Annotated in this window: 9 protein-coding genes and 1 pseudogene; all 10 read right to left on the bottom strand. The window is 38.9% G+C overall.

The features are described 5' to 3' along the window. Positions 1 to 49: 49 nt before the first annotated feature. Positions 50 to 4,336 (bottom strand): translocation/assembly module TamB domain-containing protein, encoded by a 4,287-nt coding sequence (locus QZR70_RS01440; protein WP_295792584.1) that lies wholly within the window; start codon positions 4,334 to 4,336, stop codon positions 50 to 52. Between the two features lie 256 nt (positions 4,337 to 4,592). Further along, complete coding sequence (locus QZR70_RS01445) at positions 4,593 to 6,053, bottom strand: TolC family protein (protein ID WP_295792586.1); 1,461 nt, start codon at positions 6,051 to 6,053, stop codon at positions 4,593 to 4,595. Between the two features lie 42 nt (positions 6,054 to 6,095). Then, a complete protein-coding gene (locus tag QZR70_RS01450) occupies positions 6,096 to 7,355 on the bottom strand; it encodes an MlaD family protein (protein ID WP_295792588.1) in 1,260 nt (419 codons plus the stop codon). After that, positions 7,355 to 8,113: an ABC transporter ATP-binding protein gene (locus tag QZR70_RS01455; RefSeq protein WP_024066737.1), complete on the bottom strand. Its 759-nt coding sequence runs from the start codon at positions 8,111 to 8,113 to the stop codon at positions 7,355 to 7,357. The genes QZR70_RS01450 and QZR70_RS01455 overlap by 1 nt, the downstream gene beginning before the upstream one ends. Before the next feature lie 20 nt (positions 8,114 to 8,133). Next, entirely contained in the window at positions 8,134 to 8,895 is a 762-nt protein-coding gene (locus tag QZR70_RS01460) for an ABC transporter permease (protein ID WP_295792590.1), read from the bottom strand. 31 nt (positions 8,896 to 8,926) lie between these two features. Next, entirely contained in the window at positions 8,927 to 10,933 is a 2,007-nt protein-coding gene (locus tag QZR70_RS01465; protein ID WP_005387254.1) for a SpoIVB peptidase S55 domain-containing protein, read from the bottom strand. Between the two features lie 12 nt (positions 10,934 to 10,945). Next, the gene (locus QZR70_RS01470) at positions 10,946 to 11,230 is read right to left on the bottom strand and encodes a biotin/lipoyl-containing protein (protein ID WP_005387253.1); all 285 of its coding nucleotides are present in this window, start codon (positions 11,228 to 11,230) and stop codon (positions 10,946 to 10,948) included. 88 nt (positions 11,231 to 11,318) lie between these two features. Beyond that, a complete protein-coding gene (locus tag QZR70_RS01475) occupies positions 11,319 to 12,662 on the bottom strand; it encodes a phosphodiester glycosidase family protein (protein WP_295792593.1) in 1,344 nt (447 codons plus the stop codon). Between the two features lie 214 nt (positions 12,663 to 12,876). After that, a complete protein-coding gene (locus QZR70_RS01480; RefSeq protein WP_227720993.1) occupies positions 12,877 to 14,262 on the bottom strand; it encodes a rod shape-determining protein in 1,386 nt (461 codons plus the stop codon). Next, positions 14,243 to 14,749 (bottom strand): annotated as a pseudogene (locus tag QZR70_RS01485) (UDP-N-acetylglucosamine 1-carboxyvinyltransferase); the annotation flags it as partial. The gene QZR70_RS01480 and the pseudogene QZR70_RS01485, both read right to left, overlap by 20 nt.

Genomic DNA, 14,749 nt, shown 5'->3' on the forward strand with positions numbered 1-14,749 from the left:
ATGACTAGAATGTGCATACCCATGGGATTTGCACACTCTAGCCATAAACTTAGAAGCTTCTTGTCCAACGACCACCTAAATAATTGTTTCCTTGCGATGTATGCCATGCAGTAAACTTGAGGTTTCGTTTTACAGAATACTCAACACCATATTTATTTTGTTTATTATTGATACCTTGAGAATAAGTAAGCATTACCTTTGGCACAATATACTTGCCAATTTCAATATTATAATTACCTGCCGTTTCCCTATTAGTTGGTTCATCAGGGTCAATGGAACCTGTCGTAATATTAATCCGATCTAAACCTAATGTATTTTGTAATGCATCTTGCACATAGCCAAAGGCAAACATTTGTAAGCCTGCTGTAGCAACAGCATTCACATCATCATTTGTCAATGTACTACTATTAGAATCGGCACCACGACCAAAGGTTAACATGGAAATAATTTGCTTTCTAGACAAACTAGGATTAGACGACAAAGTAAGATCCATATGGTCTACAGTCCCTTTTACACCAAGCATAATATTGTAGTTGCTTACATTCGTTTCAGCCTCTAATTGTAAGTTTGGTAAATAAGAGCCACCTACAAAGTGTGCATTCCCCTTCGTAATATTAAATACATGACTTAAGTATTTGAACGTACCAGATTTAACATCGAACTGGCCACTAGCAGTTGGGGTTTGTAATGTGCCACCGAAATGAACATCACCACCGATAAACATGTTATATAGAGTTCGATCATATAAGCGTACGCCCTTGCCAGCATGAATATTAACATCTACGCCCATGTTGGTGCTACTTTCACTAGACTGCAAGGAAAGAGGAATCTTAAATTGGATGTTTTCTAGGTCCAAATTCCCTATCAAGGTAGGTAATCCATCACGTTCCGCAATGTAAAGTTCACCATTTAATGGACCTCTCACATATTCACTACGAACATCGAGTCCATCAAGTTGAACGGCAGCCTTATAGTTGGTAAGCTCATGACCAGACCAATTTACCTTAGCAGCTAAACCAGCACTACCTTTCCCCATATTGATACGAGATTGGAAATCCCCTTGTTGTCCAGAGAAGATTAAGTCTCCGTCAATGCCTGTAATTTCATTATCTACATTGGCCAATTTCATAGTACCATTACGTACAGATACTGTGCCGTATGCCTCAGGTTGGTCTATAGTCCCCGTAAGCCTAATTGCACCCTTTAACGGCCCCGTTGCATCTTTAACCCTAGTAGTAACAAGAGGAATAACAGCCATATCAGCTTCGTTAAAGTCAATTGTTACATCCATAGATTTAGCATCACTAGCTTCTAAATAACCAGATGTATAAAGAGCCGCCAATGGAATTTTGCCATAAATACTGAGTTTATAACCACTCTTAGCACCTTGAATACGCTGAATTTGAATGACATGATCTTGCATTGTAGCTAACGCAAAGCCTTCATCAATGCCAATTCCATTAAACGAACCGGACTCTACGGCACCGGATAATTCAACCTTAGGATTTTTCGTTTCTCCAGTAACATTCACAACACCTGTTACCCAGCCTGTTGCTTGAATATCCTTACCTACGAGTGGTAGGAATGGCACTATGTCGACATCCTTTAAAGCTACTTGTAAATCAGCTTGCCCATCGAGATCCAAAGTACCACCCATTGCAATGAGTCCTTCACCAACAGGTAGTTTTAAGGTAGTAATTTTAAATTTACGATTTGCAAGACTCGCATCAATTGTTGCATCCCCTACTACCTTATCATCAATGCTAACATCGTTAATTTTACCATTTACAATAACACTTGGATTGTCCTTCGTACCTCCAAGTTCAACGGAACCATTCAATTGACCATCGAGGTGCTCATCGGCTCGATCTAGTAATGCCAACAAATTCTTTACACTACCATTGGTAACATCTAAAACGCCAAATAATTGTTTGCTATCGTCAAGCTTCATGCCACCTTTAGCAACATAACGACCACCATTCGATTCAGCAAACGAAAAATCTTGTACATTTACAACAGACTTATCGGCATAAACATGGCCATGAATATCCGTCAATAGCTGTCCATTAATGGATAAAGCATCTGATAAAATATAGCCATTAAACTGAGGGTTATCCATGGAACCCGTTATAGTACCACGGCCTGCTAGTAAACCATCCACCTTATAATCGGTATTGATGAGCAATCTACCCATATCGATTTTCTTACCTTCAAAATCAATATTAATAGCTTCTTTTGATACAGTACCGCCACCAGTAATGGTCGCACCATAACCTTCAATATCAAAGCGATAAAATTCTAATCTTTCATTTTTATAGTTATACTTTGCAAAAGCGTTAGTTATAAGTTTGCCATATGCAGACCCATCCCATAAATGAGCTCGGCCTTCTACAATAGGATTGGCTACAGTCCCAGTTATATGGTTATCAGTTTCAAACCATCCTGTAATAGGAATATCGGTTACAGGACGAATTAGATTTTCAATACGTACAGCACGAGCTTTAGCATTTAAATCTAGGGCGTCAGTATTGATATTATACCAACCGGTAATATCATAGCCACCACTACCGTCACCAATATGACCATTTGTAATTGTTAGAACATGATTGTCTAAAGTAATATCACTATGAATATCATTAAAATGAGCACCCTTATAGAGAACCTCTTGCCCCCATACAGTACCAGTCACATTAGGATTATCTAAGGCGCCTTTTACATTAATAGATGTGCTAACAGTACCAGCAACATCGTCACCTATGATTGAACTAAGTGATGTTAACGGTAACGCATTACCAGAAATTGTGGCATCCACTTGACCATTTTGAATAGAACCATATCCACTAAAGGATCCAGTTCCCATATTTCCAACCATAGTTATATTGGTAAGATTGTCACTATGGGTTAGATCCGCTTTTACAGAATCCAACACTATACCACGGACCCCAATCTGATGGCCCTGAACAGCGCCTACAAGATCTGTAACTTGATTATTCTTACCCAAAACGTGGATTTCTCCATCAATAGTTCCCGTAATAGGCATCGTCAAATCTTGTGTGAAAGTATCCAACGATAAGGTATGAACATTAGCAACAGCGTCAAAATCACCTGTATCTACGACATATTGACCTTTAACTTTAGCATTACCAGAGCCAATAGATAATTGAGCATCATCGATGCGAACCAATCCATTATCGTATACTACATTTCCCTGCACGCGGTCCACATGGTACCCTTTATAAGAAATACCATCACTACCTATGGTGGCATCCACCCGCGGCGCTACAGTAGTGCCTCCAATATGAGCACGACCACCGACAATACCAGTAACCCCCACATCGGTACTGGCTTCTAGATTCACCTTATCCGCTACAACATTAAGGTTGAGATATTCTTCGTCTTTCCCCAGTGTAATAAGACCATTAAGCTTCGCCGCTTGATCATTGATTCGCCAAGAGCTATGGCTAATAACAATTTGGTCATGATTGAGCATAATACGACCTTCACCATCAGTAATAGTATACATCGTATTGCCTCGCTTAAAAGTGCCTGTTAAACCTTTAAAGCCTACATTGCCACTCATAACATATTGTCCATCTTCACTTTTAATATTGAGATGTAAATCTTGTAATTTCCCCTTCGTTACAACAAGATCTTTGCGCAACGGAACAAAGCTCATAATACCAGCAGTATCAATTTCATCAGCTTGTACAAACACATCAAAATTAGACACATCATCCATATCTATTTTGCCATTTACAAGGACAGATGAACCATCTACATCAGCAGTAAAAGCCCCTTTGGACATACCACTCATATTAAGAGCAACGGTACCATCAAGATTTTCAACATTGCGTTTAATGCCATCTTTAGTACGTAGCGCTACATGGCCATTATTAATGGTAATATCACCATCAAAACCACCCGATTTATTCGGATCAGATGGTTTTACTAATTTTTCTATACTCCAAGATCCATCGTTCAATTGCCATATATGAAGATCAGGTGCCTCTACAGTAACAGTCGATATAGCTGTTGCCCCTGATGTATTACCCCCAATTATACTTGGTAATGCAGATAGTTTAACCCCAACGGCTACATCTTGTGCCGTCCCTACTAAGTGACCATCCCGATCTTTAATCACCACATCTGATAAAACTACATCACCATTCCAATTGATACGAAGAGAATCATAGTCCACAGATCCGTTTATGGCATTATTTACTTGTTCTTTAACCATAGGTGCTACATAGGTCTGAGCTATAGGGTTTATACTAGCACCAACTGCAGATAAGCCTAAAATTGCAGCCCCTATGAGACACCACTTTTTACGGGTCATAATGATCTCCCATACACATTATGAATAATATAAATATATATACTAATCTTACCACACACAAAGTAATAACTATAGTATTTTAAGGGTAAATTTTATAAAACTAATATATTTTTTTACTAATCATTTTCTGCAATAACTACAGATAAAATTATTTTAAACATTACCATAACATAAAAATGAAAATATACAATGAATTTACGCTTTATAAATCTATAACAAAAAAAAGACGACCGAAGTCGTCTTTTTTAGTATTCTATTATTGATTGCCACCAAGTTGTGCTAATTGTTCAGCTGCACCACTGTTTGCAATAATTTCTGCACCTTGTCCAACTGGAGTATTCAATGGAACACCTGTCAATTGTTCAAGAGCTGCAATGCTAATATTGTAATTATAAAGAGCTTGTACATAGTTATTACGAGCATCTGTTAATTTAGTTTCCGCATCGAGTACATCAAGGTTTGTACCAACACCAGCACGATAGCGAAGTGTAGCAATACGGAAGCTTTCTTGACCTTGAGCAACTGCAGTTTGAGTGCTTTGGATTGTTTGCTCTGCAGAACGCAAATTCAAGTATGCTTTTTGTACTGCTAATAATACAGCATCAACAGTAGCTAAATTAGCCTCTTTCGCTTGTTCAAGTTGTGCATTTGCTTTTTTAATAGCATTTTGTGTTGCACCGCCATCCCATAAGCTCCAAGATGCAGTAGCACCTACACTCCAGGATTTTGTACTTGTTCCAAAGTAACCATCTAGATCGGCATAACCACGACCAGCTTTTACAGCTACAGTTGGCAAGTAGCCAGATTTAGCAGATTTTACAGCCTCTTCTGCAGATTTTACATCGAGAGCAGATTTTACAAGGGCAGAACGGTGAAGCAAAGCATATGCTTTAGCTTGTTCCAACGTAATATTGTAAGGTTTATATTGTAAGTCATGTTCTGCTGTATTAATAGCTGTTTGTGCAGGATATGCAATGACTTGATTCAAGCTAGCCTCTGCTAAATTAGCAGAATTTTGCGCTTTCACAAGATTTGTTTCAGAATCAGCAAGATTTGTTTTAGCAGCCAATACATCAGAACTTGCTACCAAGCCAACATTATATTGAGCTTGAACATTTGTTACATGACCTTGGTAATCTTTAACAGCTTGTTGAGCCACATCAACAAGATTACGGTTCATGATCAATGTATAGTAGCCACTAATAGCATCATACTTTGCTTGTTGCAAGGCTTCTTCATAGCTAGCACCAGTACCTTCACGAGTATAACGTGCAGAATCAATACTTGCATCGAGTTGAGGATTAAATACAGGGGCACTGATGGAGAAATTATGACTACCGGATTTACCACGGCCAGTGTCACCGCCTGTTTTTTGAGCAGACCAACCATAGCTTACACTAGGGTTCTTGCCTGCTGCTACTTGGCTCACTGCGGATTTAGCAGCTTCATAACCCCATTTAGTTTGTTTTGCAGTACGGTTATTCGCCAATGCTAAATCTATAGTACGAGACTCATCGAGGTCCAATTTGCTCTCATATGTTTTGCTATCTTGAACAGATTTTTCAGCTAATTGCTTTTGTGTTAATTGAATAGCTTCTTTTTGATATTTGCTTAATTGATCTCCATTATTAACGGAAGTTGTAACTACATCAGCAGCCATTGCACCTGTAGTAGCTAAGGAGAGCATTACACCCAAGGATAAAACCTTTTTATTCATAATATGTACCTCCATACTCACCTAAAGTGAATGTATTAGTCTTTAAAATACTTGTTTGATACCAAAGTAGGTACCACCATTCGTGGAACCGAATGGTCTGGTCATTTGAATAACCCCATAAGTATCTTTATGTAAACGTATATCACTACGAATACGATATTTACGATTGTTAAGGTCATATACCGCTGCGGATAATGAAACTGGACCACGCAAATTATAGTCAACGCCAAGTCCTAATTCACTTTCAAAAATACCGCCACGTACTAGCCATTTAGAGCTAACGAATCGACCTGCATTTAAATCGAATTTAGTGCCATCACCGATATTGGAAAGACCAAGCTCAGCCATCCCTTTATCATTATAAGCACGAACACGACCATTGATGCGGTATTCATCATCTGTTGTGTTATATAACAAATCTACAGAGGGCTCAACTTTAGTAGATGACTTTTTTTCAACATTATTTCCATCTACTACATTTCCATTTGCATCAGTTTGATATGCTTTACCACCCATCAATTTGTTGATGCGAGCTGAAATTTGTGCCGTATTATGTAATGTTTCCTTAATATTTTCCTGTGCTTTAGGATCTGTTACAGTAGACTCCATAGAACGAGCCATATTATCTACACGATCCGTAGTTTGTTTTAAGTTAGTCAAAATAGCACGCATATCATTGCCTGCATTGCCATCTGCATTAAATTGCTGTGCCGCTTGATTTAGCTGTGCTGTTACATCAGCCATATTTTGTGTAATCGCTACAGCATTATCAGCCATCGTTGCAGTAGATTGCAAGGAGTGCTTAAGTGCATTTTGCGTTGTAGGATCACCAATAATATTATTGATAGACTGCAACATTTTCTCTGTGCCATCCATTAATTTCTGAGCACTTTGCATGGCTTTATCCATAGCATCTGCGCCTTCGCCCTTAACAGTGTCACCATCTTGTAAAAATACTTTAGATTGACCTGGTGAAATTTGAATATATTTATCACCTAAGAAACCATCAGAACCTAATGTGAAAATAGAATCACTTGGAATTTGTGTCTTTTCATCAAGCTTCATTTTTACTACAACACCATGCGGTGTAATTTCAATATCGGAAACATTACCGATAGCTACACCAGAGTATTTAACTTGATTGCCATTTTTTAGACCATTAACTTGAGCAAAATCACCAGTAATTGTCATTTGCGGCTTAGCCCATATATCAATGCGGCCTACAAACAGTATGCCCGCAATAAATAATGCTATACCTATTATCGTGAAAGCCCCTACCTTGGCCTCCGTCGTCCACTTCATTATACCTCTCCCATCACAGATACGTTAATTGGTTCTGCTTCACCATGAATAAACTGTTGTACCTTTTTATTTGTAGAATTCTTAAAGTCTATTGTATCAGAAATTTCCACAAATTTCCCCTTATCAAGTAAAGCTATGCGGTCTGCTACATAAAATGCAGATTGCATATCATGCGTTACAACGATAGATGTACAACCGAGCCGTTGCTGCATTCCCTTAATCAACATACTAATCGTACCTGATGTAATAGGATCTAACCCGGATGAAGGTTCATCATAGAGAATTAAACTCGGATCTAACGCTATGGCACGAGCTAAGCTAACACGCTTCTTCATGCCCCCAGATAATTCATTAGGCATATAGGATTCATACCCTTTTAAACCGACCCAATCGAGACGCTCTGCTACAATGCGTTTTATTTCATCATCTCCTAAGTCCGTATGCTGACGTAAGCCAAAGGCTACATTTTCACCTACCGACATAGAGTCAAATAATGCAGAGTATTGGAATACCATTCCCATTTTTCTTCGTACTGTATTAAATTCATCTTCAGATAATGTTGTAATATCTGTGCCATCTACTATAATCTGTCCCGATGTAGGACGCTGCAAGCCAATCAATAAGCGAAGTAGTGTACTTTTACCACTACCACTACCACCTAAAATGACTAACGTCTCCCCATCATCGATAGTGAGATTAATAGAGTCTAAAATCACACGCGACTCATAGGCAACTACAACATTGCGTAGTTCTATCATAAATCCCTCTAATGTATCTACTAATATAACAAGGTAGATAAAAAGTAATTTAATACAAATACTAAAATAATACTAGTTACTACAGAACTAGTTGTGGAGAAGCCAACCGCTTCAGCGCCCATTTTAGTTTCCATCCCTTTGTAAGCACCTACCAATGCAATGACAGCACCAAATACGCTAGATTTCAAAAGACCTAGTGTAAAGTCTGAAATGGTAGAAAACATTTGAATAGAATCTAAATAAGTACTTGGCGCCAGACCTTTGATAGCAGTAGCTACAAAGTAACCACCTGCAATACCAATGACTACACCATAAAATGCCAAAATAGGCACCATAATCATACATGCTACTACACGAGGTACCACGAGATAACCAACAGGATCGACAGCCATAACACGTAGCGCATCAATTTGTTCAGTTACCTTCATTGTACCAATTTCAGCTGTGATAGCGGCGCCAACACGGCCGGCCAGTACAACCCCTACTAAAATAGGCCCTAACTCACGTCCCATAGCAACAGCCATAAGACCACCTACAGTGCTTTGTGCACCATATGTAATCAATACATCTGTAATCTGTAAGGTCATAACTGCACCAGCAAAGAGTAACGTTAAACTGATAATCGGCAACGAATCTACGCCTAAGTGAGCCATCTGCTGAAACACATGCCACAGATTAATCATTTTCAGTTGTCTAATTGTGTGCCACACCAATAATGTAGCACTCCCCATCTGTGATAGGCCGTTCATTACAGCTCGTCCTATCGATTCTAGCCAATTCAACAGTTTAGCCCTTTCCCCTTACATTTTCAGCTTATTCAGCTGCATTAGTATCATTTACTTTAGATTCATCCTTTTTATCAGGTGTTTTTTGGTCTTGTTTATCAGATTTTTTCACATCTTGTTTATCAGACTTTTTCACATCTTTTTTACTGGATTTATCCTTTTTGGATTGGTCTTCCAATTCTAATTTATGTTCCATCTTGCTTTGATTTTTAACTTCTTTTACGCGTTTAGCTAATGCTTTATCGCGATCGGCTGGTTTCATAACATGAATTGTAAATTGACCATCACCTTGAACGATGTATTCCGTATCAATAGCAGTTTTTTCTATTTGATTATCATCGTCCTTACTAGAACTCAAATCTTCTTGACCTGTTTTTTTCTTTACATCCCCTGGCATAGGTTTTGATTCCACATCTTTAAGTTTAGCTTTTTTAACAGATTGGGAACCATCTTCATCAACAAGACTAATGCCATCTTCTAAAAACTCTACAACGATTTGATTATTTGTATCAGTCTTTTGAATTTCATCATAAAGTTCATTAAAATCTTTATGAACTTTTAAGCGACGTAAAATTTCATCAGTTAAATTATATTTTTGCTTTTCTAATACATAAGGTAATGGGATTTCACCGCCCCCACGCACCTCTAAGGTATACTTGCCAACAGCTTGATCCTCAGGAACCTTAAAGAAGATTTGTTTAACGACCTTCTCACCGCGGAACGGCTCCAACGTTACATCTACAACGATTGTATCACCAGGGGAAACAATGGTTGAAGATGCAGAGGCATCAACAAGCTTAGCTGTTTTCTTATCTTGTGTCACCTCAGTTTCTACAGAGATGTCAGAAATTTCATAATTAATGAATCGGTTATTCATAAGAACGTCGATAACATTATAGAACTCATCAACAGCCTTCTCAGAGATAGAGTCAGAGCTATAGAACATATTAGTTCGCGTCAACGGTTTATGCTCTTTACCTCTTGGTGTGATTGTATAAGAAATGGTAGCCGTACCAGCGCCACTACGATCCAACGTTTTATTCAACATGTTATATAGAGATGTAGCCGCTAAAGTCGGTGTCATCTCACTATCTTCAATAACCTTAACAGAGCTAGTTTTATCACGCCCCATATCAAGGTCTTTCAAATGGAATCGCATAGGGATCCCTGGAGAAATCACACCAGAAACACCTGCAATACCAGCACCTCTATCTTCAGTTACAGAGCCAACTTCCTTGCCCATAGAGCCCAATTTGAAAGCAGCATCATAACTTTTAACTACTGTAAAGATGCTTGCATTATGCATGAAGTAGTTTGAGGAGCCATGTTTTAAGAATGGATGACCAAAGGCAACAATCTTTTCCCCATCTACATAGGTAACAGTACCAATGGCCCCCAGTTTTAGGTCACCATCAACTAGTAATGCTGCTACAGAACCACCGGCTTCTAGAGGTTTAGCAATTTCATCACCACTAGCACTAGCCGTATCATATGTTTCATATTTATATTGTGGCAACTTGGATTTGAAGTAATCCATGGATGCTGCATCAAAGCCATAAGCCATAAGTGGCGTGCCAAGAGGGATCAATTGTTTATCATCCCATGGTTTGGATAAGTTCTTCTCATATGGAATATTCCATAATTTCACCATATCCTCGATAGGGGTAATCATCCCAATCGTACCATCTGCAAAGCCCCAGCCATAAGCAACAGCACCAACGAGCTTACCATTTATATATACAGGACTACCACTCATGCCATGAGCGATGCCTCCTGTTTTTTCCATAACAGGACCAGAGAACTTCGCTAAAATAAGATGACCAGATGGTCCCTTATCCTTCATGACACCAAGTACCTTTACATCAAAGGTAGAAATGGTATCTCCTACAATTACAGTTTTTGCAATGCCTTCCATACCTGTAGTTACATCATTGACAGGCATGAAATCAACAGCCTGTGCAGCTGTAAGTGAAGTACAGAAGAAAAGCGCCAGTATCGCTTTTCTATACCGACGCCAAGAATGAGAAAACTTCATTCCTTCTCTCCTTTATTTACTTTCTACTGTGACAACGATTTGATCACGAGAAACGTCTGAGCCCACTGTAACATTAACCGCCGTTACAGTACCAGTTACAGTAGATTTAGCAGCAGCCATAGGGCCAGCCAATGTCTCTACAGTTACCAATGTTTGACCTTCTGTTACAGCAGAGCCAACAGAAACTGTAGAAGCAACTTTACCTGTTAATACACTTTGGTATGATACAGGGGCCGCCATTACAGAGCTAACACTTAAAATGCCTAAAGCAGCTAATGCCAACACTACTCTTTTCATAACGATCCCTCCTTTTACAAAATTAGTTATGTATTTATAGTATACTAAATTATTACTAATATTTCAAACAAAATTGTATGCAACGAATTCATTTTATAATTACAATATCCTCATAGGTCGTAGGATTTGAAGTCGCTTTATGAACGTATGTATCATTGACTACTAAATCAACACTACCTTGATTCGATAATTCAGCACCATCCACGACGCCTAGTTTGGATAATAGTTGAGCCCCTTCTTGTTGTGTAACCCCTACGGATTGAAGCCCAGCTTTATCAACAGTAAGAACCACCAAATTATGATCTTTTGTAGTTCCTATGAAACTACGAGCTTTATTATGGGTCCCATCAGCACCTACATAATTGCCATTCTTTAATACCATAGTACCCGCTTGTAGCGCTGCACCACCAGTGGTGCTAACTTGTGCTAACTCCGGTCTATTTTGAATCGTAATCGGTGTGCCCACTTTTAATTTACGCAGTGCATCTCTTGATTCTCCATGCCCAGATAATACATATTGGTTTTCTCCAATTTTAGAATTTCCTTTTTGACCACTAACGACCTTACCATTGGCTACAGTCACTTCATAGCCGAAGTCATTAGTTTTTGTAGATGGCCCATAAGCTGATGTATATAGGGTCAAGGCATTTTCTTTACGTCCTGTATTAACAGATGTAATTAGGAAGGTATCTTTTTGTGTTTTAGCTTGTAATAAGGGTCTCTTTTCCTCAATAAAATATCCCCGATTTGGTGTATATCGCAAGGTGCCACGATTAGAAATACGCTCTAAATCAATCGTTCCATCACTAGCTACTGAATAAGGACGATCAAAACTTCCGCCCTTTACCTTTGCTCCAATGATGGCAGTATGAGATTGAACTACAGATGATAAGGCTTTTCCTTCTGGAACATGGGCTACTACCATAAGTGAATCATTATCAACAGATAATGCAAAGGCTTGAATCTTACCTTCTGCTACAGTGTTATTAATCTTGCTATACGTAACGGATTTATTTACATCTTTTGTTGTTTGTTGAGCATAGCCAGAAAATAAATCCACTACAATACGCGATGGCTTTTCCAATGTAAACTCATGATGTTGTACATCCTTATTAGCCGTCAATGTTACTTGTAAAGCACCATTAACAGGTTGTAAGCCAATACCTTTTAAAACACCTGTTTTTGTGTTATTTTGAGCTACAGGTCCAGTCAATCCATTTGTCGTACCACCTAGGTTAAGGGTAAGAGCATGTGTGGACTCATTATAAGATTTAGTCCAAGATACAGGCATTTCAGACACATCTAATACGATTCGACTTGTACCTTCGTGATTAGATACACGTACGCCGGTTAAATTTCCAGCTTCCGCATAAGGTATTGTGCTGCCTAGAAAGCCTAACACAGCAAAAGTCATATATAAATATCGTTTCATTTACAATTCCTCTATAGCGACAACCTATATTAATAGATTTATATTCATACATCAATTTTATACAATATACTTTTACTATAGTATACATCATATAGATGAAAATTACAAAAAGGATGCACTAAAAAAGAAGTTACTATCTACCGTCGTTCCATTTTTAATGGCCTATCTATAAATAGTAACTTCCTCAAATTTTACATTATTTCAATAAAATATTTTATTGTAATTCATCCAATGTATCACGCAATTGTGACATTTCATCAAGAGCTTTTGCAACCCCTTTGATAACAGCATATCGCGGAGACTCAACTAAATAAGATGCAATACCAACAGAACGTGTAATAACACGATCTAAACCATCGATGAGAGCACCGCCACCTGTCAGAATGATACCATGATCATTAATGGCTGCTACAAGTTCTGGAGGTGTTTTTTCTAAAATCGATTTAATGCCTTCTAGAATATTCATCACTTGCGCCTCTAAGGCACGTTGAATTTCTAAGGAATTAACAGCAACCATCTTAGGTAGTCCAGAGCTGGCATCACGCCCTCTAACCTCTATAGTTCGTTCTTTAGCTCGTCGATCTACGGTACCAACAGAAATCTTTATCTTTTCTGCTGTTAAAGGTCCAATGACAAGTCGCTTCTTACGACGTATATAGCGAATAATAGATTCATTGAAAGAATCTCCCCCAATGCGAAGGGATTCACTCACAACAACGCCTGTATCACAAAGAACGGCAATATCAGTAGTACCGCCACCTACATCGACAACCATAGCTCCAACTTGGTCAGCATCATTGAGACCTGTACCCATAGCTGCTGCTAATGGTTCCTCTATAAGAACGGTCTTTTTAGCGCCTGTTCTAAGTAAAGCCTCCAAAATAGCACGTTTTTCAACAGGCGTAATTCCAGATGGCACACATACGATAATACGCGTTTTCATCAATCTAGAAGCAGGCACGACTGAACGAATAAAATACTTTAACATAAATTCGGTCATATCATAATCTGCGATAACACCCGCTTGAACAGGGCGAATAACAGATATGCCTTTAGGTGTACGTCCTATCATAGTACGTGCAGCTTCGCCTAAGGCAAGAATATCCCCTGTTTTATCATCTTTCGCAATATAAGCTGGCTCATCTAAGACTAAGCCCTTACCTTTAGCGAAAATAAGAATATTCGCAGTTCCTAAGTCGATGCCCAAGTCAAAGTTTAATGAACGATTTAATCGTCCCATTAAATCGCCCACCTGCTCAGGACGAACTAGGCGCTTCAAGGTCATAGCTGGTGTAGTTTTTGCAATAGCTACAGTCTCACGATTACGACGTTCCACACGGCGCATTTTCGTGACTCTAACCATGGCTTCACGCATATTGGAAGCTAAATGGCTAGCTTGCTTTGCTACGCCCTCAGAAAGCTTTGTGGACTTGCGTTTCGTCCTACGCAATGGCTTTCGATTAGTGCTAGTTTTAGCATTTTCAACCTTAGCAGCACCTAAGTTTTGTTGCTCGTTGTATAAAGCCGGCCCTTTTGAGCGCCGGCTTCGTTTCTTTTTATTCTGTTTTGGCTCTGTACTTTTATTCGTCAACCCGAACAATATCAGCACCTAACCTTTGCAATTTACCTACGAAATCATCATAACCACGATCGATATGATGTAAACGACCAACTTCTGTTCTACCTTCTGCAGTCAACGCAGCACAAACAAGAGCCGCACCTGCACGCAAGTCTGTAGCATTAACTACAGCACCATGTAAGCGTGGCATACCTTCTACAATCGCTTGACGATTGTCGATATCGATATGAGCACCCATTTTGCGAAGTTCAGCAACATGCATGAAGCGGTTTTCAAATACAGTTTCTGTTACTGTACTTGTGCCTTCAGCGATTGTAGTAAGCGCCATAAATTGAGCTTGCATATCTGTTGGGAAGCCTGGGTATGGTAATGTTTTTATATCAACAGCTTTGATACCTTTACCAGTGCTGATAACGCGAATGCCATCAATTTCTTCCTCTACAGTAACGCCAGCTTCTTTTAATTTAGCTACTACTGGTTTCAAATGTTCAGGTAATGCATTTTCTAC

Source organism: uncultured Veillonella sp., from assembly GCF_900545205.1.
Classification (GTDB): domain Bacteria; phylum Bacillota; class Negativicutes; order Veillonellales; family Veillonellaceae; genus Veillonella.